We start from the raw sequence: 21,579 nt of genomic DNA on the forward strand, positions 1-21,579 counted from the left end.
ATGGGCTTAATGCAAATTAAAAGTGGTCGTGATGTTCCAAATGAAATCAATGTCATTATTGAAATTCCCATGCACGGCGAGCCTGTCAAATACGAAGTCGACAAGCATACCGGCGCGTTATTCGTTGATCGCTTCATGACGACCGCCATGTTTTACCCCACTAACTACGGCTACATTCCCAATACGCTGTCTGAAGACGGGGATCCCGTTGATGTGCTGGTGGTGACCCCTGTTCCGTTGATAAGCGGTTCTGCTATTCCCTGTCGGGTGGTGGGTATGCTCAAAATGACAGACGAGGCAGGCGTGGATGCCAAATTACTGGCTGTCCCCACCAACAAGCTCACCAAAATGTATGAGTCAGTAAAAACCTATGCGGATTTGCCGCGGCAATTATTATTGTCTCTGGAACATTTCTTCCAGCACTACAAGGATCTTGAGGAAGGCAAATGGGTAAAAATTACCGGTTGGGAAGGACCCGAGGCGGCCAGAGAAGAGATTGTTGCCAGCGTTGAGCGTTTTAACAGTAAAGACAATTAATCCCTTAGCGGATTTTCAGACGTTGCCATTTTTCCAAAGCGGCCTTTGGGATGCTCAAATTCCTGGTCGCTTTTTAATATGCGCTCCAACTCCCCGTTCACCTGACGTACATAACTGATCATCTCGGCTTCCTTTTCAAAGAATTCAAAGGATTGCTTTAATGAGGCTTCATCCAGTTGTAAAAAGGCTTTGGCCTTGCGGCGCAACGTGTCAGGGCTATGTCCAAGGAAGGCCATAATCTCCTGAGCCATGGTCAATGACGAATCAAACGTTTCCCGTTTAAAATAATCCACCCCGGCTTTATGCAGTTGGTAGGCATGGCTGCGGTTGCGGGCGCGGGCATAAATTTTTAAGTGAGGAAAATTCTGTCTAGTCATTTCGACAATGTCGAGACTGACGTCTGGATTACCTACGGCAATCACCAGTAATTTAGCCTTGGCCACACCGGCGTTGAGCAGCAAATCGAGTCTCGCGGCATCGCCAAAGTACCCCTTGTAACCGAATTTACGCAACAATTTAATCTGCTCGGGGTCCTTTTCCAATATGGTTAATTTAATGCCATGCCCAGTTAAAAATCGCCCAATGATTTGACCAAAGCGCCCATAGCCAACAAGAATAATGTCTTGTTGTTCGTGGATGGTATCAAAGGGTTGTTTGGGTAACAGGCTTAAGTAATGAGGCACAATAAAACGTTGATAAACCAGCATGATAAAAGGAGTCGTTGCCATGGAAAGGGCGACAACCAGTGTATAAAAGGCGGCTGTCTGCTCGCTGATAACATTTAAATGGGAAGCGAATTTGAACAGAACAAACGCGAACTCGCCGCCCTGAGACAAGGCCAGGGCAAAACCGATGCGTTGAATCTTGGTCAGGCCGAATTGCCATCCCAGAAATAAAAGCACGGCGGCTTTGATCACAATCAGAAGACCCACGGCACCCAGCAGCTCACCCCATCGTGCCTCAAGCAGGTTAAAATTAATGCTCATGCCCACGGAGATAAAGAATAAACCCAGCAATAGGCCTTTAAAAGGCTGGATATCAGTCTCCAGTGTACGTTTGTATTCTGAGTTGGCGAGCACCACTCCGGCCACAAAGGCGCCAAGGGCAGGCGACACGCCGACGGCTTCCATCAACAGGGTAATGCCGACAATCAGGGCAAGCGACGTGGCTGTAAATACTTCCCGAAGGTGAGTCCTTGCCACAATAAAAAACAGATGGCTTGAGAAAAAGTGGCCGGCAATGATCATGGTGCCGATGACGCTGGCGACGATGAAGGGATGAGCCCAGGAGGGGAACAGGGCAAGCAGCGTGGCTTCCTGCGGTGCGGCTGTCGTGGTGGCAGCGGCGAGCAGCGGCATGATGATAAGAATAGGGATAACCGCAATATCCTGAAACAGCAGTACGGCAAACGAGGTTTCCCCTTCGGCAGTTTTCAGCAGGTTTTTTTCTTCAAGCATTTGAATAACCAGGGCTGTAGAAGAAAGCGTCAATGCCATGCTCACTGCCAGGCTGCTTTGCCAGCGATAGCCAAACAACAGCCCCAGGAGGCAAAGAATGGTGGAGGTTAACACCACCTGCAGGCTGCCCAGTCCCACGATCATTTTGCGCAGGCGCCACAGGGTGGCCGGCTCCAGTTCAAGGCCAATCAAAAAAAGCATCATGATCACGCCAAATTCTGCAAAGTGCATGATTTGGCTGGGGTTGCCAATCAGTTTAAAACCGTAGGGTCCAATCAGGGCGCCAATGATTAAATAGCCCAGCACGGAGCCCAGTTTAAAACGGCTGGCCAGCGGCACAATCAGGGCGGCCGAGGCGAGAAAAATAAACACATTGCTTAGGAGATGGTTATTCATGTTGGTCTTTCTGTCAGTTCGATCACGAAGACGGGGTGTAACAAGGACCCACCCGATATCGAACTATACCGTTTATTTTCCTGCGCAGCTACAAAGCCTGAGGTGGCGGGTTTTCTTCAGCATGACCACCAAGGTGCAAAACGCCTCTTGAGACAGTCCCGAGCACTTGAATGTCCACTTGTTTTTCAAGCAGGGGATCATGGCTGAACAAGGTCATGTCGGCGAGCTTGCCCACTTCCAGGGTGCCCTTGTCGTCGTCCATGCCATACAGCTTGGCGGCTTCGATGGTCAGTGCACGCAAACTGTCTTCCAAACTTAGCCTTTGCTGCGAATTGAATACGTCAGGGCATTGCGCATTGGGTTTTTCATTCCAGCGCTGGATTTGACGGGTGAGGTTTTGCCGCATCATCGCCAGAGGGGAGGGAGGCGTTGCTGGCGAATTAGCCTGAATGGGGGTGCTGCCCAGAATGTTGCGGGCCTGTGCCAGCGGGTTTTCATTGAGGGCTCTGGGTGCGCCAAGGTACTGGCGGCACATGCTTTCTCCCCAATAATAAAGATGCGGCGAAAACCAGTTGATGTTCAATCCCAGCATGCGGATACGGTAGAGTTGATCCTGCCTGGTGAGTTGCGCATTGATGAGAATAGGCCTGAAGGTGAAATCATTCTGGGTTTGTTGGACTTTTTGAATCAGGTTTAACGCCACGTCGATGGCGGCATCGCCCTGGCATTCGAGCGCAACCTGAACGTTGGCTCTGGCCGCTTTAACCAGCATTTTTTCAAGGCTTCGTAAGTTGTAGCGCAGTTGTCCCGCCCAAGCCGTGGGCAAATCATCCGGTACTTTATAATAAGGGGACGACAGGTAGGCATGGTAATCGCGGATGTTGCCGTCGACTGTGAGGCGTACCGGTCCATTGTAGAGTCTCGGATTGTCCAGCTCATTCATGGCAAAACGTTGCTTATCTCCCACCGTCTCTGCATTTAAAACCACATCCACGGGAAAGGAGGGTTGGCTTGTCAGCGAATAATAGGCATTGAGCCAATCCTGAGAGGCCTGGGTCTCAGTTACTGTCGTATACCCGGCCGCGGCATAACGGGTGGCTGCAACTTCAATGGCCTGTTGCAACTGCGCCGATTGAATGACTTTGATCAGGGCTTTTTGCAGCGCCCCTTCTTTTAACAGGCCGTTTTCAGGCACGGTCACTGGAAGGGTGCTTTTTAGCGCCGGCAAACGGTTCATGGCGGCCTGATTTAACAAGGCTTCATGCCCGGACGAATACATGACCAGGATGGGCTTCGTCGAACTGATTTCATCCAGCATCGTCCGGGTTAACGGTGCGCCTGGCATGCGGGCTCTGTCATACCCATTGACAACAAGCCAATTATCATCCGTTGTCATTTTATTACGGATAGCCGTTAAAAATTCACTTAAGGATTTAACCGGTTGCCACCCCGGTTGTTGAAACACATTGGTCGTGGATAAATCCAGGGCGTGGGTGGCGAGCCAGCCGTAAAGGACAAATTGTGAATAGGTATCAATCAACCCAGGGGTGACTGTCGCCCCTTTCAGGTCAATGATGCGGGTATTTTCATCGCGGCAATGAACAGACAGATCCTTTTCCTTCCCCAGCGCGACGATGCGGTGGTTTCGAATAGCCACCGCTTCGACTGTGGGTTGTTTGGGATTTAAGGTGATAAACCGGGCATTGGTAAATAACGCGGTGGCATGATGACACAGCGTGAAGTCATTCTGCGAGTAGACACTCGGTATGGTCACAAAAAGACAGCCGCCAACCAGGAGGACGCGATGCATTTACCTATCCTTGTAAAGACAATTTATTTATCCTAGCTAACTTATGCAATCGAGGCAAAGCATTTGTGTCCCTGCTGGTTTTGGTCACAGTCTGCCTGGACATTGAAATTTTTTGACACGGTGATTACTGATTTACAATTTAAATGGTTTCGAGTAGAGTGGATACACTTTTTTGTGTATTTTTTACACGATTATTAAGCTTACCTTAAGCTTAGGTCAATATAATGAATTTGCCATTACAGGATTAGCCAACAGAGAAGGATTGGAATGAGCACTAAAAAGCATGCCTTAACTATTTTTAGTCTGACAATGATCACTGTCGGATCGGTCGACAGCATTCGCAATCTGCCTGCCACGGCCTTGTTCGGTAGTCAACTCATTGCCTTTTTTATGCTCGGCGCCCTGTTTTTTTTAATTCCTACGGCCTTGGTTTCTGCTGAACTCGCTTCCGGGTGGGCCAAGCAGGGCGGTATTTATATCTGGGTCAAGGAAGCGTTCGGGAAGCGCACCGGCTTTTTAGCCATCTGGCTCCAGTGGATTGAGAATGTCATCTGGTATCCTACTATTCTTTCCTTTGTCGCTGGCACGGTCGGTTACCTCATCAATCCGACCCTGGCTGGTAACCCTTATTTTCTCTGGGCAGTGATTGTCAGCTCCTTCTGGGGCGCGACCTTGGTTAATCTGCGCGGCATGAGTTCCTCCGCCTTGTTTAGCAACATCTGTGCGCTTTCAGGATTACTGTTGCCCATGTCCTTAATTATTGGCTTGGGCGCCGCGTGGATAGTGGGTGGCAACCCCCTGCAGATCCATTTTGATGCACAGAGTATTTCACCTCACCTGCACGATAAAGGCATGTGGGTGTCGCTTACTGCCATCATGATGTCCTTTTGCGGTATTGAAATCGCCACTGTTCACGCCAATGATGTCGAAAATCCGCAACATGCATTCCCACGGGCCTTGATTTATTCCGTGATGATTATTCTCAGCACCCTGATTTTAGGCTCGTTAGCCATTGCGGTGGTTTTGCCGCATAACGACATTAATCTGGTGGCCGGTATTATGCAGGCATTCGATGCCTTCTTCGCGCGCTACCATTTGTCCTGGATGATGCCTGTGGTCGCCCTCATGCTGGTCATGGGGGGATTAGGTGGCGTCAGCAACTGGATTATTGCCCCGACCAAAGGCTTGTTGGTTGCGGCAGAAGAGGGCAACCTGCCTCCCAGCTTCCAGCGCACCAATCGCCATGGCGCACCCGTATTGATGCTGATTACCCAGGCGGTGATCGTCACGTTGTTATCGACTCTGTTTTTATTCATGCCAAGCGTTAATGGATCGTACTGGTTGTTAACTGCGCTGGCGGCGCAATTGTACATGCTGATGTACCTGTTAATGTTTATCGCCGCCATTAAGCTGCGTGTCAGCGCCCCGCACCATCCCCGCGCGTTCCGTATCCCTGGTGGCCTAAGCGGCATGTTGTTGATTGCCGGCATCGGAATGGTGGGCACCTTGACTACCCTGGTGGTGAGTTTCATGCCGCCTGCCGACATCAATGTCGGCAGTGTCGCCCGTTATGAAGCGACGCTGGTGTTTGGCTTGTTGCTCATGTGCGCCCCGCCGTTTGTCAGTTCCTGGATGATGTCCCGTCGTGAGCAGGACACCGTTGTCCTGGACAGCACCCCGGCTTAGTCATCGACGTTAGTTTAAATGACCAGCACTGTACAGGGGTTGTTAAACGAATTAAACGCCCGTCTTCCCGAGTTGGAATGGAAGCTGGCCAATCTGCATGCCTTTAATCCCTTGAGTTTACCCAAGGGATTATTCCAAACAGCTAATGCCCCTTTAGCGAGTGCGTTCATTGCGGAAGTTAAACACGACATTGATCGGTTGGCTGAGCGCGATGACTTGCAAACTGCGCGTTTTGTGGCCGAACGCATCAAGCAAAAAATCAATGTATTAGTCACTCTGTGTCAACTCAACGAAAAGTCGAGGGCGCCAATCGAAAAGCCGGGTTACACCCTGCCACGGATAATGACCCGTCAACAGTGGCTGCAATCGCTCGAAAATGACCTGGAGGTCCTTAGGAATCAACACCAGGCTCTGCTCAACCGGAATCAAAAAAACCTCGATGCCGAAGCGCAACTCCGCCTGCAGGCCGAATTGGGGGAACTTGAAAAACGCATGACCTTGCTGCGTGAAACCTATCAAAAAGCCATCACCGCCTGAAGTGAGTTATTTTTGAACAGTGGTGTGTAAAATAATACGCATGCTCTTTTTATTTAAGCCTCAATTAAGTTTTGAGCGTTAGGATAACCTGAAAATGAAGAGAGGATTTTTCCATGTTTTTTACGGCAGCCAATCGCCTTCACCTTCAGGCCCAACAAGCCATTGCCCAGGTATCGCAAAAAATAGACGAGCACAGCCGGCTACTTAAAGACGTATTGCCTGCAAAGGAAGCGGAGGCTAAAATCCATGCCCTGGGCTTATTAAAACAAGCTTTCAAGCGGGTTGAATGCCAGGAGGTCTGTATTGCCGATGTCATTCATCGCTGGGCCGCGTCGTTGCGATTCATCACGCTCCCGGGCACAGTCTCGCAGCATCGCCATTTATTTTACCAGACGGATGACCCAGCCAGGACAATGCCCTTTGTCAAAACCCTGCTGAGTGATTACGGTCATGTCTTATTGAAAAGTCCCTTGCCAAGCTCGCCCGACTCGATGAATCATGCCATGCCCGGGTATGACATTTAATCTGTTTTGACATAAGATACTGCATTTACTTAACGAATCAGCATGACGGGATTTCGAAGCCGTATCGCCTTTCTGGGCATGTTCGTTTTAAGCCCGGTGTGGGCCTTGTCCATCAATGACAGCGGTCATATCAGTTCGACTACGGTCAGAGAAATCATTCAGGTGACGTCTGAAGAAGACATTGCCGCGGCGTTACAGAAAGCCAATGCACAGCATCTGCCTGTGGGAATTATGGGAGTTCAACACAGCCAGGGCGGTCAATCCATCGCGCCAGCGGGTATCCAGTTAAACATGCTTCCCTTTAATCAGGTTTTGAAATTCGATGTGGCTAAAAAGCAGGTGACTGTGCAAAGCGGCATCACCTGGGGTAAGTTGCAGGAGGCCATCAATCCGTACCAACTAGCCATTACTGCCATGCAGTCGCCGAATATCTTCACGGTGGGTGGTTCCTTAAGCGTCAACGCCCATGGCGATGATTTCCGCATGGGGGCGGTGGGGAACAGTATTGTGCGCTTTTCTCTCAGGCTGGCCGATGGGCGGCGCTTGCGGGTTTCGCCGGAACATTATCCGGATTTGTGGCGTGCGGTCAGGGGTGGCTACGGTGTATTGGGGGTGGTCACAGACGTCACGCTGCAACTAACAGACAATACGCTGTTAACCAGTCACTACAATGAAACGTTGACACGCACATTCCCGGATTATTTTCGCCATCACATTTTAAACGATCGTCAGGTGGTTCTTTTTTATGCCCATATGAACATCGTCCCCGATGCGTCGTTTCTTAACGACATGTATGTCATTACCTACACCGACACAGGCCAATTGCCCTCCAAAGTGGTCACACTTGAAAATCCAGAACGCTGGAATGCGGTGCTGACACCCTTGTTTAATGTTTCTCGCAACAGTTTTTATGGCAAACGCTGGCGCTGGAAAATGGAAAAACGCCTGTTTAGAAAACGATACAGGGATAAAACCGTTACCCGTAACAATGCCATGGAGAAGCCTGTGCGTTTTGCCGCCGATTACAAACCCGGTACGGCGGATTGGCTTCAGGAATACTTTATTCCAGTGGAGCAGTTTCCGTCATTCATCGACCAATTGCGCAGGTTAACCTTAAGCGCTTCCATTGATTTATTGAATGTGACGGTACGTTATGTGCCTGCTGAGCCGGATTTGCTGTTGTCGCAAGTCAGAAAAGACAGCCTTTCTGTTGTGCTTTACTTTAATCAGACTTTGTCGCCACCGGCGATAGAAAAGACAAGGCAATGGACAGAAAACGTAATCAATGCCGCACTGGCGTCAGGAGGTTCTTATTACCTGACGTATCAGAATTTCGCCAGTCAATCGCAATTTGAACAAGCCTATCCCCGCTTTGCAGAACTGAACGCACTTAAACGCGAGTACGACAAAAACAACCGATTCAGTAATATATTTTATCAAAAATATTACAACCTGATGATTAATCCTTAATACCAGGTTAATTTATAGTCACTACACTAACAGGCTCTTATTGATGAAGAGTTTGTTATGTCTAAAGATTATCCTAAAGAAATTAATTATTACGATCAGCGATTCCTGCCCTCGGATTTTATTGCGCTAAAGCCACAATTTGCGGCCGAAAGAAAAGCCATGCGTCTGCTGCAGCGGCAAACCGAAGAGTGCAAATACATTGCTCAAGAGAATCAGGCCGCTTACGCCATTGTTCCTGCGGAGGAGCATTTTGTATCCCTGATGACAGGTGAATCCTTAGACCAGGATGAAATGAATGAGGAATTTAATTTCGTATTAACCTGTGAGGAGAAGCCGCAATTATTGGTGGATAAAAAACTGAATCACTCATTCCTGGCCAATGGTAAAAAAGTATTGGCTGCCGGCTCACTGATCTTTAGTCAGGGGATACTGATTGGACTCACCAATAACAGCGGTCATTATCGACCGACGGATGAACAGATGTTGGCTGTTATTAAGGCATTGCATTCGGCCAGCGATTACCATTTAAGGTATTACCGAAGTTACGTCAGCGATCCGGCGAAGACTTATGCTGTTCAGGAGCTTCTTGATGTGGATACTTTTGCTGAGGTCAGACCTTTGGGCGACGAGGAAATTTTACTTGAAAGCGGCCAACGGCAAGTCATTTCCGGGTATGATAACGACTCTTCCCAAAGCCAGTCAGGTCGTCGCTTTGGACTTACTTTAACCTCTGAATTGAATGAAGAATACCAGACAACCATTACCCGGCATTCTTTTTTCAAGGAGACCATCGCAGAAAATAATACTCCCCCCTCTATCAATTACAGTCTGCTGTAAAAAAAGGGTGTCGGGACGTCACTCGGCTACACTGCCGTAACAGGCTTGAGGTTTGCCGCTGATGAAGGCCCAATAGCGATCCCCGTAAGACCAATGCCAATACTCTGTCGGGTAATTGACAAAACCTGCCAATAGCAGTGCATGACTCATCACACGGCGATAGTGCGCCGCTTCAGGGGAAACCAGGGCGGAATTCGTCGGCGAAAGCTCGACATGGGTATCGGACATCCAGTCTTTGGGATGGATGCCCATGTCCACGGGTTGTCCTTCTTTATCCACCAGGTAAACATCAATGGCAGCACCGGTGGTATGCGGGGGGATATTGGGGCTGCCGTCCAGATTCAGCACTGGGGAGATAAGCTTGGTTGTTTCGTTAAAAAGCTGTTCCCGCGCCCAATGGGGATGTAATTGCTGCAATTCGGCATACCGCGCGTCAAACAGTTTCTTTTGTAATGCCAGACTGCGAAACCCCTCGTACAGGCAGAATCGCAGATTTGCAGGCAGCAATTGCTGCGCGGCCAGCAACCGCTGATACACGTCATTGCGCATTTTAGTGTAATCGGTGTTATTGGGGATTTCAGGGGAAGGGCCGATGAAGAGTTCGTCGCTGTGTTTAATGTCGATGAGCGGATCATGATTCTCAACGATGGGAATAGCCAATACTTCGGGCGCTGCAATTAAGGCCATCGGGGGTTGTGAAGAAACCAGCATTGTCATCTCCATACAGTCAACTCAGAGAAGAGTATACAATTGTTGAAAAAAATTGTCAGACTGTTTCTTTATTCAGTCCTCTCTGGCCAAACGGGTAACCCGTTGGCTCGCTGCAACCAGTTGCTCTGTGGATAAGGAGAGCTGGCATCAATCGCATGCAGGGTATAGGCATGCCTTGACTTGGATGACCTATTGGCGTCGCTTTTATGCGGGACGCGGCCATGCAGAAGAACAAGGCTGCCTTGCCTCACTTCAAGTGGCACGCAATCATCCTGACACCAGGGGGTTTTATCATGCTCTTCGAAGTAAATGCGGGTGTTTTCCCTGATCATTTTTTGCTTCAGGGGTATCGTATGAGGACTCGGTATCACCTGTAAACAGCCATTTTCCAGGGTCGCATCCTCAAGCGCGAACCAGAAACCCAACACCTCTTGCTCGCTGTGCAGGTAGGTGGCATCCTGATGGCAATTGACTTCCGCGCCGATGGCTGGTTGTTTAAACAGGTACATGGATTGCAGCAGGCAGGGGGTTTTAAAGCCCAGTTGCCGGCACATGGACTGGATACGCGCATCATGAGAATAATGTCTGAAAACGGGATCATGCTCATGCAGAGCATGCCCCACTTTGTTTAAAGAATGCTCAATCGGTTGTGCCAGGGTGCCATCGTCGTTAAACGCGTCAGGCTCAAAGAAAAAGTGAATTTTATCGCCGGATTCAAGAAAATACTCAGACGCCGCATGCTCATTGGTTTGGGTAGAAAAGACAGTAGCCGGGATGAGGTCTTTGTTTTCTGCAATCAGGTGATTCATGCGCTGCATGAGTTGCTCACAGGTTGCCTTGCTGAAAAAGTCTTCAATGACCAGATAACCCTGGGTGAGGAAGTCGTCGATCTGTACTGGCGATAAGTCCATGGTCTTTCCTTGATGTGATAGCGCTTAAGGCGCAAGCATCATAGTGCGTTTGCGACCTTTAAGCAACCCGATGGATAGAAGGGAACGCCTTGAACAATACCCCCGCTTTCATTATGCTCTAATTTTAGCGAAAGGATTCTTATGACCGCGTCCATGGCCACCCTCTTTCTTTATTCAATCCTGCCGGCCTTGATGATGATTCTCGGTGGAGGGATCACCAGTTTTTATCAGCCCAGCCGTCAACTGACGAGTGCAACCCAGCATTTTGCTGCCGGTGTCGTCTTTGCGGCAGTGGCCAAAGAGTTATTACCGGAAATCAGTGCGGCCAATGCCCCTCTGGCATTGGCCGCAGGATTCTCGTCAGGCGTCCTCGGCATGCTGGTGTTGAAATGGTTAACCGGCAGGCTTGAAGAACGCGAGGAAGGCCTTCCTGGGATGCCCTTGGGGTTAATTTATGCGGTAGGGATTGATTTATTACTCGATGGCATTTTAATTGGCGTTGCTTTTTAGCAGGGGCTCAAGGGGGTGTTCTGGTGGCTGTCGCTCTAGCCATCGAAATATTCTTCCTCGGTTTATCCACCACAGCCACTCTGGCGTCGCGCCGTATTTCTAAGGCAAAACGGGCAGGAATTACCCTGCTGTTAGCCCTGTTGATTCCGACAGGAGCCATGCTTGGCGCAAGCCTGCTGGCCCATTTGCCGCCGGTCATGACCGATGGTGTATTGTCCTTTGGCGTGGCGGCGCTGCTTTATCTGGTGACTGAAGAATTATTAACCGAAGCGCATGAAGGGGTTGAAGCGCCCTGGGTTACGGCGTGTTTCTTTGCCGGGTTTTTAATCATTTTATTGCTGGAAGGGTTGAGTTAGGTCTTTTTAAAGGGATGGGATACATGAAGCGACTGTTGATTGGATTAATGGCCTGCAGCCTGCCAAGCCTGGGATGGGCGTCAGACACAGCGCACCAAGCCACCGTACAAGCGGTGCATTTTACCCCGTCACAATTTGAAAAAGCGAAACGCAGCAATCTTCGATTTATTGTGGCCTTTCATAAAAAAGGGTGTGCACGCTGCAAAAAGCAGCAACAAATTTTAAATGAACTGGCCCTGTCGCCTGAATTTTTAGCCTTGCGCCTGTTGATCGCAGATTTTGATGATGCTGAACTTGTGAAGCAATTTGATGTCACTTTTCACGACACCTTGATTGTTTACCGGGGACCGCGCGAAGTGAGTCGCTCGCAGGGCTTACTCAATGCAAGAGCCATTAAGCAGCAAATAGAAGGTTGAATTCTGTACAATCGTTGCGAAGCCACGAAAGTAAAAATTGCGCTTTTATGCATTTTGAACTGTAATAAAAAAGGGATCATCAACTGGAGCAACCAGATGCCAATCAGTTATGCATGCCTTACCTCATTAAAAACCATGTTACAAAACTATAAGAAAACAGGCAGCAGCGATACCCATTACCAGGATTTGCTGGCTTTATTACAGAAAACAGGCCGCTCCTCGCATAAATTGAAAACCTGTACTGACAGCGACATTCTTCTGCTGTTGTGCCATTCAGCTTCCCGTGTTGAGAAGGCACCGCAGTTTAAGGCCTGTGTCGAGGCTTTTCTTTTGGATTATCAGGCACGCACCAACGCGCTGGAATCGTTTGTCGATGATAAAGGGATTCCAATCGCCAGCGGCGAATTCTGGAAAGAAGAGAACCATTGGCTGCCGCCGGAGATACCCAGCGCGTTGACGCTTGAGCTTAAAGCGGTCATTGCCGAACGAGAGCGCCGCTTGAGAGGAGGTGGTGCAGAGGCATTAAAAAACGTGAATGCCAATAAGACCGAATTTGGCTTTAACATGAAATAAACAACCCTGTTTTAATTCAGGAAGAAACGATGTTCAAGAAAATTTTAATCAGCAATCGGGGCGAAATTGCTTTACGCATTGTGCGTGCCTGCAAGGAAATGGGGATTGCCGCTGTGGCCATTCACAGTGAGGCTGATCGTTACTCCCTGCATGTCAAGCGGGCTTCTCACTCCCATTGCTTGAGCAGCAAGCCTCTGGATGCTTATCTGAATGGCCATCGCATCATTGAATGCGCCAAGGCAGCCGGTTGTGAAGCGATACATCCCGGGTATGGTTTTTTATCGGAAAATGCGGATTTTGCCCTGGCCTGTGAACAGGCTGGTCTTGTGTTTATCGGTCCTCGCGCAGACGTGATAGCCATCATGGGATCCAAAGTGGCCGCACGCAAAGCCATGCAGCGCGCCGGCATTCCGGTCATCCCGGGCAGCGAAGGCAATCTTGAATCGGTCGAGGACGCATTAGCCTCTGCCGAACGACTCGGCTACCCGGTGATGCTTAAAGCGACATTTGGCGGGGGCGGCCGCGGTATTCGTCTGTGTTACGAGCCTGACCATGTTCGGCAGCAGTTTGCGCGCGCGCAATCCGAGGCGGAAAAAGCGTTTGGTGATAACCATGTGTTTATGGAGAAATTCATTGCCAATCCGCGCCACATCGAAGTCCAGATTCTGGCGGATCATTATGGAAAGGTCCTTCATCTGTTCGAACGTGATTGCTCTATTCAACGCCGGCATCAGAAACTGGTCGAAATTGCGCCGGCGGTACAGCTGAATCAGGCCACACGCGAGATGTTGTATGCTTACGCCATTAAAGCCGCAAAAGAAGTCGGTTATACCAATGCCGGTACGGTCGAGTTCATTCTTGATGAGGACAATCAGGCTTATTTTCTTGAGATGAATACCCGCCTGCAGGTGGAGCATCCAGTCACGGAACAAATCACCGGGATTGATTTGGTTCAGGAACAGATTAAAATCGCCGCAGGCGAACCCCTCCCGATGCAGCAGGAACAGATTAACCGCAATGGTTTTGCCATTGAATTCCGCATTAACGCTGAAGATCCCCAGAATGATTTTCTGCCCAGTTTTGGACGGGTGACCCGTTATTATGCCCCAGGAGGGCCTGGAGTAAGAACGGACAGTGCCATTTATACCGGCTATTCCATTCCGCCTTATTATGATTCGCTTTGCGCCAAACTGACCGTATGGAGTCTGGATTGGCCGTCGGCTATCCGCCGCGCACGCCGGGCCCTGGAAGAAATGCGCCTGTTTGGAATAAAAACCACCATCCCTTATTACCTTGAGATGATTAAATCCGAGGAGTTCTTGCAAGGGCAGTTAAATACAGGACTCGTGGAGTCCCATCCAGAATGGCTGCAGTATTCCAATAAATCGCTGCCTCAGCATAAAGCCGCGGTGATTGCCGCGGCCATTGCCCGCCTGGGCATGAAAAAGAATTAGCTGAGCGCGTAATTGTCAATCAGACGGATATCATCAATGAGGACGGCGGCAAAGCGGCGACCGTCCTGCTCGTGAAGGTACTCCACCTCAATGCCGGCAGCCTGCATGTCTTTTTGCAACGCGTCTATCGTTTTATCCTGGTGAAAAAGGCGAGCGAAGGTTTCCGCTTTAAGACGCTGGGCGTTGTTGAGGCGATTGTTACGCGAACTGAAAGCCAAACCGCTGGGCTCCCGGATGGTGGGGCAGGGGATAATCGCAATCGGCAGAAAAAAAGCGTCAACCATGCCGCGAATGAGCCGGTATTGCTGATAATCTTTTTCGCCAAAATAAGCCTTTTGCGGTCTGACTAAATTCAATAATTTTAAAACAATGGTTAATACGCCGGTGAAATGGCCGGGGCGGTGAATGCCTTCCATGCACTGGCTTAAATGAGTCTCATGCACCTGATAATGATACCCGTCTTGATAGATTTCCTGCTCGGTAGGCAATAAACAGAAATCGACGCCGCTTTTTTCCAATAAGTGTAAATCCGCTTCAAGGGTGCGCGGGTAGTGGGTGAAGTCGTCCGGCCGGTTAAATTGAGTCGGATTAATAAAAAGGCTGGCTGCAGTGTAATGATTCTGCTGTTGGCTGATGGCATACAAGGACGCATGGCCGGCATGGAGATTGCCCATGGTAGGGACAAAGCCCAGGCTTGAGTCAGCCGGCAGCGTTCGGCGGAACTGAATCCACTCATCCAGGTGATGAAAAATGCGCATGGTTAATCCTGTTGATGAAAGCCCCGCAACCGGGGCTTGTAATTAAAAGGCATGATCAGGCGTTGGGAATGCGGCTTGTCGAACCTCATCCACGTAAGCATTGATGGCGTTTAAGGTTAGCGCCTTCCCATTCAGGTATTGCTTTAAAAACTTAGGCCTGAATTCCGATTGCAGGCCCAACATGTCATGCCAGACAAGAACCTGCCCGTCCGTGCCGACCCCGGCGCCAATGCCGATGGTGGGAATGGAAAGTGCCTGTGTGATGGTTTCTGCGACGGACAATGGAACACACTCAATCACCAGCGCGGTACAACCGGCCGCTTCCAGGCGTTGCGCCTGACGCAGTAGCTCGGTGGCCTGTTTTTCTTCTCGACCCTGAACTTTATAGCCGCCCAATTGGTAAAACGATTGCGGTGTTAAACCGATGTGGCCGATGACAGGCACCCCAGCGGTGACCAAATGAGCAATTGTTTGACAGGTGTCCTCATCGCCGCCTTCAATTTTTACGGCATGAGCGCCTGCCTGCATGAGTTGTCTGACACTTTCAACCGTGTCGCGTAAAGAAAGGCGATGGCATAAAAAAGGCAAATCACTGATTAAAAATTGCTGGGTCAGGCCGCGGGCGACCGCTTGGGTATGCAGAATCATCATGTCCAATGTCGCCATGACCGTGGTGTCATGCCCGTGCACTGCCATGGCCACGGAATCGCCCACCAGCACGCAATCGAGTTTCGATTCAGCAATGGTTCTTGCCGAAGGGTAATCGTAACAGGTTAATACGGTTATTTTCTCACCGTGTTGTTTTTTGCGTTTAAAGTCGGAAATTTTCATTGCGCGCCTCCCTGTAACCGGAAAGTGCGGATAAGTGGTGCTACAGGTACCTGTCTCATGGATCAAGTCCTCCGTTTAAATGGTTTGATAAGTCGCCGCTGCCCTTCAGGCGGTCGGCGCCTTTCTGATCTTAAAGTACAGACACTAAATTGCAAGATGCCGGCTTAATTATGTTACTATCTTGCCTCATTCAAGAGAAAAATGGACAAAAATTGTCCTCAACTGCGAGACGTGCATGGTATTTGCTGACAAATTAGACAAACCGGGCGAACACCCCTTTGTGTTTAATACGGAAGCGGGCGAACTCGAAGGCGTGTTGACGGTGCCTTTGACCGGCGGCTCCCCGTTCATTGCGGTGCTGGGGCATCCTCATTCCCTGCAGGGCGGCACGATGAATAACAAAGTCGTCACCACGATGGCGCGTGCCTTTAAAGAATCCGGTATTCCGAGCCTCCGCTTCAATTTCCGCGGCGTTGGCCATTCTCAGGGACGCTATGACGAAGGCATTGGTGAAAGCGACGACATGCTTGCCCTTTGTCGACTGTGGGCCGCGGAATGTCCGCAAAGCCGTTACCTGTTTGCTGGGTTTTCCTTTGGTTCCTATGTGGCTTATCGCGCCGCCGCGCAGCACGCCCATGAGTTGTTAATCACCGTGGCCCCGCCGGTTCATCATTACGATTACCGGGCGTATCAGCCCGCACCGTCACCCTGGCATGTTTTTCAGGGGGATAATGATGAGGTTGTACCCGAGTCCCTGGTGATGGATTTTGCCTCAAGCATCTCCCCGCCGCTTGCAGTGACTACATTTGCGGGCACCAGCCATTTTTTTCATGGAAAACTGCTGGAACTGAAAGAGGAATTAATCAGGGTCCTCAATGAAAAGGTGTTGCACCCATGAGTGTTTCAGCCAGTTATGATGCGGCAATTGCCCGGGGTGAAATTGAAAATGATCCTTTGCAACGGCAGATCATTGGCGTCATGGACGATTTGGCCAGTGCCTTAAGTCAACCCAAAAAATCCTTTTTCAGCTGGCGGCGCACGCATGTGGTCAAAGGCATTTATCTTTATGGCAGTGTTGGCGTGGGCAAGACTTTTCTGATGGATCTTTTTTTCGAACAGGTTAAAACCCGCGAAAAAGTCCGGTTCCACTTCCATCATTTCATGCAACAGATTGATGCGCAGCTCCGGCGTCTGCAGGGGCAGAAAGATCCCCTGCAAGTGATTGCAAAAAATTTGGCTAAAACAACCCGCCTGTTGTGTTTTGACGAATTTTTGGTGCACGACGTTGCCCATGCGATGATTCTTGCCGAATTGTTGAAGGCTTTGTTTGCCAACGGCATTGTGCTGGTGGCGACATCCAACATCAAACCGGATGACCTGTATTTAAACGGCGTGCAGCGGGCGCGTTTTTTACCGGCCATTGCCCTGATTAAATCCCAGTGCCAGGTACTCGCCCTCAATCAGTCGCGCGATTACCGGGTCGGCCGTGAAATTCAGGTGGAAACCTTTTTCTGCCCTCTAAATGAAGCCAACCAGAGCCGCTTCAGCGCGCAATTTGCCCTGATGGAACCGGCGGCTCAGTCCGCAGGGACTGTGACGGTGCAAAACCGTGACATTCCTTATGTTCGTTGCGGTGAGGAAGCCATCTGGTTTGATTTTAAAGTGATTTGCAACCTGCCGCGCAGCCAGCTGGACTACCTTGAGTTGGTGGATCGGTTTTCCACTGTATTTGTCAGCGACATGCCGCAACTCCATGAGCGCGATACGGTCTATGCGATTTTATTTGTGCATTTCATTGATGTACTCTACGATCGCGGCGTGCGGCTGATTCTTTCAGCCGAAGTCCCGTTGACTGAACTGTACCTCAAGGGAGAGATGAGTCAGGCCTTCAAGCGAACCTTAAGCCGTTTGCAGGAAATGCAATCCCAGGATTACCTGCGTCGTCATCCTCGTCGGCCAGTGAATTCGCTGTTGATACCGCCAGAATGACAAAATTTGTTCTAAAATGAGAATGATTCTCGATATCATTTGTGTTAAACTAATGGAATTTTGGATTGAGTGTTACCACCATGCACATTACCGAGTTAACCCGTGGCGATAAAGTCCGATTGCTTGATTTTGGCCGCACCGATGCGCAGTATCGGCGGCGTTTGCTGTCGTTGGGTATTACTCGCGGTGTGGAATTGACGATTGTAAGAACCGCTCCCCTGGGGTGTCCAGTGCAGGTTGAAGTCCGGGGAACATCCCTGACCTTGAGAAAAGAAGAAGCAATCCACCTTAATCTGGAGCGTGTATGACCTCTCTTTTACTGGTAGGCAATCCCAATTGCGGCAAAACCACCTTATTTAATGCCTTAACGGGTGATAATCAGCGCGTGGGTAACTGGCCCGGCGTTACGGTGGAGAAAAAAACCGGGGAATTGGTTGTCGAGGGCCAGTGCATTGAGGTGACGGATTTACCCGGTATTTATTCCCTCGCCCTGACCGGGCGGGGCAGCAGTCAGGATGAGCAGATTTCCGCTAAGACGGTGGCCACCTGCGAGTCTGAGTTAATTATTAATGTTATTGATGCCTGTCATCTTGAACGCCACCTTTACTTAACCAGCCAGCTGCTGGAACTGGGTAAACCCATGATTGTTGTCCTCAACATGATGGACATCGCGAGACAACGCGGCATCACCCTTGATATTCCGGCCTTGTCCCGGCAATTGAATTGCTGTGTTCTGCCGCTTGAAGCGCACAAAGGCATAGGCCTTGCTGAATTAAAAAAAACCATCATTAAGCCACTGGCTGCTGCTGTGTCGCTGCCTTTTGATTACCCAGCCTCCATCGAGTCGCTCATGGAGAATCTCAGAAAGCAGCTGATCGCTGTTTGCAGTATCGCCCCTGAACGGGCAATTTATTATGCCCGGCGTATACTGGAAGGCGATACCTTGCTGGTCGAGGCAGCAAGGTTACAGGCTTTGGATCCCGCACTGATCGGAGAGAAGGATACCGATGTTGTCCTGGCGGATATCCGTTACCAGAAAATCCACGACGTGATTAGTCTGATTCAAACTCGGGCCAGTGATGCCAGCGACCATCTGACGGCTAAAATTGACCGCATTGTGCTGAATCGATTCCTGGCTTTACCCCTGTTTTTTGCCATGATGTACCTGATGTTTTTGTTCGCCATCAACATTGGCGGGGCCTTTCAGGATTTTTTTGATATCTCCACCGATACGATTTTTGTTCAGGGCAGCGCCTGGGTACTGCAGCAGCTGCATTCCCCGCAATGGCTTATTGCCGTGGTGGCGAATGGTCTGGGTATGGGTATTAATACCACCCTGACTTTCATTCCGGTGATTGCGGCGATGTTTTTCTTTCTGGCGTTACTGGAGGCGTCAGGGTACATGGCCCGTGCTGCGTTTGTGGTGGATAAGGCCATGCGTATGCTGGGCTTGCCTGGAAAATCCTTTGTGCCGATGATTGTGGGATTTGGTTGTAATGTGCCCGGGATCATGGCGGCAAGAACGCTGGATTCCGAGCGTGATCGGTTATTAACTGTGCTGATGAGCCCCTTCATGTCCTGCAGCGCCCGATTGGCTATTTATGCTGTGTTTGTTGCGGCGTTTTTCCCAAGCGGCGGGCAGAATGTGGTGTTTGCTCTGTATGTCATCGGCATTTTAATGGCGGTTTTTACCGGGTTTATTTTGCGTAAAACCACGCTGGAAGGGGAGGCGTCCCCCTTGATTCTTGAGTTGCCCGCCTATCATAAGCCCTCGTTTAAACGCCTCTGGCGTGAAACCAGCCTGCGTCTACGTTATTTTGTTGTCAGGGCCGGACGCCTGATTATCCCCATTTGCATTATCCTTGGCACTTTGAACGCCTTGACCATTGACGGCGGGTTGAATACGGATGAAGCCAGTACCCATTCTGTTCTGTCCTGGCTTGGCCAATGGTTGACGCCTTTGTTTGCCCCCATGGGCCTGCATCAGGATAACTGGCCGGCCACGGTCGGTTTATTAACCGGCATGCTGGCGAAAGAAGTGGTGGTTGGCTCTTTAAATTCGCTCTACGCGCAATTAGGTCATCTGGCGCAGACGCAGGCCGCTCATTTTGATTTCTTAGGTTCCATGGCGCAGGCATTCTGGTCGGTGCCTGAGAACCTTTCGTCATTGGGACAGGCTTTACTCAATCCGGTTTTAGCCAGTGCACCCGACAGCGAATTGTCACAAACGGTGTATGGCATGATGGCCGAACGATTTGACGGCAAAGCCGGAGCGTTTGCCTACCTTCTCTTTATCCTGCTTTACATCCCCTGTGTTTCAACCATGGCGGCTATCCGGCAGGAGACGACACGCCGGCTGATGTGGTTTTCCGTGATCTGGTCTTTCCTGATTGCCTACGCGTCTGCGGTGATTTTTTATCAGAGTGCGGTGTTTTACCGTCATCCTCAGGAATCGTTGCTGTGGATTGCGGTCATGGTGGGGGGCATTCTCGCGTTTATCGCGGTATTGCGCGGACAACATCTGCTTGTGAGGAGACGCGATGCTGTTACAAATCCGTGATTTCATTCGCCAGCACAAGGTGGTGAGCAGCCAGCAGGTGAGCCGTGAATTCCATATTGACTTCCAGGCGTTGCAGCCGATGCTTGAGATCTGGCTTAAAAAGGGAGTGATTGCCCGCTGCGACGAGAAAGCGTCGTGCCAGAGCCGCTGTTTTAAATGCAAACAGCCCCCTGTTTATTACCGCTACCTGGCGGATTGTTAAAATCCTTAAGTCCTGACTTGGCGCAGTGATTCCCTATTTACTGATTTTTTTCTCTTTTTGTACCGCAAAGCCCTGTGCTGAATCAATTAAATTGGGCTAAGATAGCAATATGACGAGTTTTATCGGTTGACTAGGATGGCGGAAAACGCATCACTCCCTGAAGAAGATTTTTTAAAACTGGCCGAAGAGGCTCGCCAGCGGATTGTCGAGGATTTCAATGATCCGCTGAGCCTGGTTGAAAAAGTCTACAGGCTATGGTGGCATTGGGCTGATTTTTCCCTTTTTATCGTGACCCCGACCATCGAAGTGATTTCACCGCCGATTATCGTCCCCCCTGAACTGGTGCCGGAAACCAACGAGTATGAATTCGTTTACCCCATTCATGATCACGGCTATAAATTAAGTGCCTCCAAAGCGCAGGACATGTACATCGCCGGCACGTCCATGTGCAAATTATTCTACACCATTGAAAAAATGATTTTTATGCTGGTCGAACGCCTTAAGGCGGGCGGCGTGAGTGCTGAAACTGAAGTGCAGGTCGCCTTTGGCGGGCATGAGCTTGCCCAGCGCAAGGCCTTTGAATCGGTGATTAACTTAAGTTACAACGTCGTGGTGACCAATTTCGATCCGGGTTCCTGGGGTGAGCGCTACCTTGAAATCGTCAAGCGTTTAGCCGATCGCGGCTACGGCTACCCTGCGGAAGCGCCCAGGGATGTTTACCGGCATCATCGCGGTACGGGACCCTCTATGCAGCGTTAACCAGACGTAATTTGAAACCTTCTCCCCTGATTAATCGCAGACGCCAGGATTTAAACCCGATGGTCTGCCCCCCGTAACGAAAGGACAGAATAAAATAAGCCCCCATGATCGCGGCCAACAGGCTTTGGTATCCGCGCGAGGCGGGTGGAATAGCCTGCCCCTGATTAAAATACACGGTGATTGCCGTGGCCAGCATGAACAGACTGCACAATACAATCAGATCATAGAACAGAGCGGCTAAAAGACGAAAAAACATGATTATTTACTCAAAAAAAGGAGAATTTAAGGGTAATGC

At 50.0% G+C, this 21,579-nt stretch carries 24 protein-coding genes; 17 read left to right on the forward strand and 7 right to left on the reverse strand.

The window, feature by feature from the left end; translation table 11 throughout:
- The gene (gene ppa / locus DYE45_RS01625; protein WP_108293336.1) at nucleotides 1–537 is read left to right on the forward strand and encodes an inorganic diphosphatase; all 537 of its coding nucleotides are present in this window, start codon (nucleotides 1–3) and stop codon (nucleotides 535–537) included.
- Here the strand turns inward: ppa and DYE45_RS01630 are convergent.
- Together DYE45_RS01630 and DYE45_RS01635 are read right to left on the reverse strand one after the other, a co-directional pair.
- Nucleotides 534–2,390, reverse strand: a complete 1,857-nt coding sequence (locus DYE45_RS01630) for a monovalent cation:proton antiporter-2 (CPA2) family protein (protein ID WP_108293334.1) — start codon at nucleotides 2,388–2,390, stop codon at nucleotides 534–536. The two genes, ppa and DYE45_RS01630, sit on opposite strands and share 4 nt — an antisense overlap.
- Nucleotides 2,391–2,478: 88 nt before the next feature.
- A complete protein-coding gene (locus DYE45_RS01635) occupies nucleotides 2,479–4,200 on the reverse strand; it encodes an amidohydrolase (RefSeq protein WP_115300302.1) in 1,722 nt (573 codons plus the stop codon).
- A gap of 267 nt (nucleotides 4,201–4,467) precedes the next feature.
- On the opposite strand from DYE45_RS01635, the gene DYE45_RS01640 reads away from it, so the two are divergent.
- The 5 genes from DYE45_RS01640 to DYE45_RS01660 all read left to right on the forward strand — a co-directional run bounded on the left by DYE45_RS01640 (nucleotide 4,468) and on the right by DYE45_RS01660 (nucleotide 9,254).
- Nucleotides 4,468–5,886 carry an APC family permease gene (locus DYE45_RS01640; protein ID WP_108293330.1) on the forward strand — a complete coding sequence of 473 codons (1,419 nt, stop codon included), beginning with the start codon at nucleotides 4,468–4,470 and terminating at the stop codon, nucleotides 5,884–5,886.
- A gap of 18 nt (nucleotides 5,887–5,904) precedes the next feature.
- Nucleotides 5,905–6,423, forward strand: a complete 519-nt coding sequence (priC, locus tag DYE45_RS01645) for a primosomal replication protein PriC (RefSeq protein ID WP_108293328.1) — start codon at nucleotides 5,905–5,907, stop codon at nucleotides 6,421–6,423.
- 113 nt (nucleotides 6,424–6,536) lie between these two features.
- Complete coding sequence (locus DYE45_RS01650; protein ID WP_108293326.1) at nucleotides 6,537–6,947, forward strand: hypothetical protein; 411 nt, start codon at nucleotides 6,537–6,539, stop codon at nucleotides 6,945–6,947.
- Nucleotides 6,948–6,989: 42 nt separating this feature from the next.
- The gene (locus DYE45_RS01655; protein WP_115300303.1) at nucleotides 6,990–8,417 is read left to right on the forward strand and encodes an FAD-binding oxidoreductase; all 1,428 of its coding nucleotides are present in this window, start codon (nucleotides 6,990–6,992) and stop codon (nucleotides 8,415–8,417) included.
- Between the two features lie 57 nt (nucleotides 8,418–8,474).
- Complete coding sequence (locus DYE45_RS01660) at nucleotides 8,475–9,254, forward strand: IQM protein middle domain-containing protein (protein WP_108293322.1); 780 nt, start codon at nucleotides 8,475–8,477, stop codon at nucleotides 9,252–9,254.
- 18 nt (nucleotides 9,255–9,272) lie between these two features.
- On the opposite strand, the gene DYE45_RS01665 is transcribed toward DYE45_RS01660, so the two are convergent.
- A complete protein-coding gene (locus DYE45_RS01665) occupies nucleotides 9,273–9,965 on the reverse strand; it encodes a M15 family metallopeptidase (RefSeq protein ID WP_108293320.1) in 693 nt (230 codons plus the stop codon).
- 68 nt (nucleotides 9,966–10,033) lie between these two features.
- On the reverse strand, nucleotides 10,034–10,876 hold the full coding sequence (locus tag DYE45_RS01670) for a phytanoyl-CoA dioxygenase family protein (RefSeq protein WP_108293318.1): 843 nt from the start codon (nucleotides 10,874–10,876) through the stop codon (nucleotides 10,034–10,036).
- 141 nt (nucleotides 10,877–11,017) lie between these two features.
- Here DYE45_RS01670 and DYE45_RS14845 point away from each other — a divergent pair, with 141 nt between their 5' ends.
- The 5 genes from DYE45_RS14845 to DYE45_RS01690 all read left to right on the forward strand — a co-directional run bounded on the left by DYE45_RS14845 (nucleotide 11,018) and on the right by DYE45_RS01690 (nucleotide 14,185).
- Nucleotides 11,018–11,386, forward strand: a complete 369-nt coding sequence (locus DYE45_RS14845; RefSeq protein ID WP_242602654.1) for a ZIP family metal transporter — start codon at nucleotides 11,018–11,020, stop codon at nucleotides 11,384–11,386.
- A gap of 23 nt (nucleotides 11,387–11,409) precedes the next feature.
- The gene (locus DYE45_RS14850) at nucleotides 11,410–11,742 is read left to right on the forward strand and encodes a ZIP family metal transporter (protein ID WP_242602655.1); all 333 of its coding nucleotides are present in this window, start codon (nucleotides 11,410–11,412) and stop codon (nucleotides 11,740–11,742) included.
- A gap of 23 nt (nucleotides 11,743–11,765) precedes the next feature.
- The gene (locus DYE45_RS01680) at nucleotides 11,766–12,158 is read left to right on the forward strand and encodes a thioredoxin family protein (protein ID WP_160160656.1); all 393 of its coding nucleotides are present in this window, start codon (nucleotides 11,766–11,768) and stop codon (nucleotides 12,156–12,158) included.
- Between the two features lie 96 nt (nucleotides 12,159–12,254).
- Entirely contained in the window at nucleotides 12,255–12,731 is a 477-nt protein-coding gene (locus DYE45_RS01685) for a hypothetical protein (RefSeq protein WP_108293312.1), read from the forward strand.
- A gap of 29 nt (nucleotides 12,732–12,760) precedes the next feature.
- Complete coding sequence (locus DYE45_RS01690) at nucleotides 12,761–14,185, forward strand: acetyl-CoA carboxylase biotin carboxylase subunit (RefSeq protein WP_108293310.1); 1,425 nt, start codon at nucleotides 12,761–12,763, stop codon at nucleotides 14,183–14,185.
- Here the strand turns inward: DYE45_RS01690 and panC are convergent.
- On the reverse strand, nucleotides 14,182–14,943 hold the full coding sequence (panC, locus tag DYE45_RS01695) for a pantoate--beta-alanine ligase (protein ID WP_108293308.1): 762 nt from the start codon (nucleotides 14,941–14,943) through the stop codon (nucleotides 14,182–14,184). The two genes, DYE45_RS01690 and panC, sit on opposite strands and share 4 nt — an antisense overlap.
- 42 nt (nucleotides 14,944–14,985) lie before the next feature.
- A complete protein-coding gene (gene panB / locus DYE45_RS01700; protein ID WP_108293306.1) occupies nucleotides 14,986–15,774 on the reverse strand; it encodes a 3-methyl-2-oxobutanoate hydroxymethyltransferase in 789 nt (262 codons plus the stop codon).
- A gap of 235 nt (nucleotides 15,775–16,009) precedes the next feature.
- Here panB and DYE45_RS01705 point away from each other — a divergent pair, with 235 nt between their 5' ends.
- The 6 genes from DYE45_RS01705 (at nucleotide 16,010) to DYE45_RS01730 (ending at nucleotide 21,284) form a co-directional block, all read left to right on the forward strand.
- On the forward strand, nucleotides 16,010–16,672 hold the full coding sequence (locus tag DYE45_RS01705) for an alpha/beta hydrolase (RefSeq protein ID WP_108293304.1): 663 nt from the start codon (nucleotides 16,010–16,012) through the stop codon (nucleotides 16,670–16,672).
- A complete protein-coding gene (gene zapE, locus DYE45_RS01710; RefSeq protein ID WP_108293302.1) occupies nucleotides 16,669–17,763 on the forward strand; it encodes a cell division protein ZapE in 1,095 nt (364 codons plus the stop codon). Before DYE45_RS01705 ends, zapE begins: the two co-directional genes overlap by 4 nt.
- A gap of 80 nt (nucleotides 17,764–17,843) precedes the next feature.
- Nucleotides 17,844–18,071 carry a FeoA family protein gene (locus DYE45_RS01715; RefSeq protein ID WP_058531766.1) on the forward strand — a complete coding sequence of 76 codons (228 nt, stop codon included), beginning with the start codon at nucleotides 17,844–17,846 and terminating at the stop codon, nucleotides 18,069–18,071.
- Complete coding sequence (feoB, locus tag DYE45_RS01720; RefSeq protein ID WP_108293300.1) at nucleotides 18,068–20,323, forward strand: Fe(2+) transporter permease subunit FeoB; 2,256 nt, start codon at nucleotides 18,068–18,070, stop codon at nucleotides 20,321–20,323. Before DYE45_RS01715 ends, feoB begins: the two co-directional genes overlap by 4 nt.
- The gene (locus tag DYE45_RS01725; protein WP_108293298.1) at nucleotides 20,304–20,525 is read left to right on the forward strand and encodes a FeoC-like transcriptional regulator; all 222 of its coding nucleotides are present in this window, start codon (nucleotides 20,304–20,306) and stop codon (nucleotides 20,523–20,525) included. The genes feoB and DYE45_RS01725 overlap by 20 nt, the downstream gene beginning before the upstream one ends.
- A 135-nt stretch (nucleotides 20,526–20,660) precedes the next feature.
- Entirely contained in the window at nucleotides 20,661–21,284 is a 624-nt protein-coding gene (locus tag DYE45_RS01730) for a virulence factor (RefSeq protein ID WP_108293296.1), read from the forward strand.
- On the opposite strand, the gene DYE45_RS01735 is transcribed toward DYE45_RS01730, so the two are convergent.
- Nucleotides 21,271–21,540, reverse strand: a complete 270-nt coding sequence (locus tag DYE45_RS01735; protein ID WP_108293294.1) for an RDD family protein — start codon at nucleotides 21,538–21,540, stop codon at nucleotides 21,271–21,273. The genes DYE45_RS01730 and DYE45_RS01735 overlap by 14 nt on opposite strands.
- Nucleotides 21,541–21,579: the final 39 nt, after the last annotated feature.

The sequence above is a fragment of the Legionella taurinensis genome, assembly GCF_900452865.1.
GTDB lineage: Bacteria > Pseudomonadota > Gammaproteobacteria > Legionellales > Legionellaceae > Legionella_C > Legionella_C taurinensis.

Coding starts and splice junctions, on each gene's coding strand:
- feoB (WP_108293300.1), top strand. CDS start 18,068: ATGACCTCTCTTTTACTGGTAGGCAATCCCAATTGCGGCAAAACCACC.
- DYE45_RS01725 (WP_108293298.1), top strand. CDS start 20,304: ATGCTGTTACAAATCCGTGATTTCATTCGCCAGCACAAGGTGGTGAGC.
- panC (WP_108293308.1), bottom strand. CDS start 14,943: ATGCGCATTTTTCATCACCTGGATGAGTGGATTCAGTTCCGCCGAACG.
- panB (WP_108293306.1), bottom strand. CDS start 15,774: ATGAAAATTTCCGACTTTAAACGCAAAAAACAACACGGTGAGAAAATA.
- DYE45_RS01685 (WP_108293312.1), top strand. CDS start 12,255: ATGCCAATCAGTTATGCATGCCTTACCTCATTAAAAACCATGTTACAA.
- DYE45_RS01690 (WP_108293310.1), top strand. CDS start 12,761: ATGTTCAAGAAAATTTTAATCAGCAATCGGGGCGAAATTGCTTTACGC.
- DYE45_RS14845 (WP_242602654.1), top strand. CDS start 11,018: ATGACCGCGTCCATGGCCACCCTCTTTCTTTATTCAATCCTGCCGGCC.
- DYE45_RS01735 (WP_108293294.1), bottom strand. CDS start 21,540: ATGTTTTTTCGTCTTTTAGCCGCTCTGTTCTATGATCTGATTGTATTG.
- DYE45_RS01670 (WP_108293318.1), bottom strand. CDS start 10,876: ATGGACTTATCGCCAGTACAGATCGACGACTTCCTCACCCAGGGTTAT.
- DYE45_RS01680 (WP_160160656.1), top strand. CDS start 11,766: ATGAAGCGACTGTTGATTGGATTAATGGCCTGCAGCCTGCCAAGCCTG.
- DYE45_RS01715 (WP_058531766.1), top strand. CDS start 17,844: ATGCACATTACCGAGTTAACCCGTGGCGATAAAGTCCGATTGCTTGAT.
- DYE45_RS01640 (WP_108293330.1), top strand. CDS start 4,468: ATGAGCACTAAAAAGCATGCCTTAACTATTTTTAGTCTGACAATGATC.
- DYE45_RS01730 (WP_108293296.1), top strand. CDS start 20,661: ATGGCGGAAAACGCATCACTCCCTGAAGAAGATTTTTTAAAACTGGCC.
- DYE45_RS01665 (WP_108293320.1), bottom strand. CDS start 9,965: ATGCTGGTTTCTTCACAACCCCCGATGGCCTTAATTGCAGCGCCCGAA.
- DYE45_RS01650 (WP_108293326.1), top strand. CDS start 6,537: ATGTTTTTTACGGCAGCCAATCGCCTTCACCTTCAGGCCCAACAAGCC.
- ppa (WP_108293336.1), top strand. CDS start 1: ATGGGCTTAATGCAAATTAAAAGTGGTCGTGATGTTCCAAATGAAATC.
- priC (WP_108293328.1), top strand. CDS start 5,905: ATGACCAGCACTGTACAGGGGTTGTTAAACGAATTAAACGCCCGTCTT.
- DYE45_RS01655 (WP_115300303.1), top strand. CDS start 6,990: ATGACGGGATTTCGAAGCCGTATCGCCTTTCTGGGCATGTTCGTTTTA.
- DYE45_RS01705 (WP_108293304.1), top strand. CDS start 16,010: ATGGTATTTGCTGACAAATTAGACAAACCGGGCGAACACCCCTTTGTG.
- DYE45_RS01630 (WP_108293334.1), bottom strand. CDS start 2,390: ATGAATAACCATCTCCTAAGCAATGTGTTTATTTTTCTCGCCTCGGCC.
- zapE (WP_108293302.1), top strand. CDS start 16,669: ATGAGTGTTTCAGCCAGTTATGATGCGGCAATTGCCCGGGGTGAAATT.
- DYE45_RS01660 (WP_108293322.1), top strand. CDS start 8,475: ATGTCTAAAGATTATCCTAAAGAAATTAATTATTACGATCAGCGATTC.
- DYE45_RS01635 (WP_115300302.1), bottom strand. CDS start 4,200: ATGCATCGCGTCCTCCTGGTTGGCGGCTGTCTTTTTGTGACCATACCG.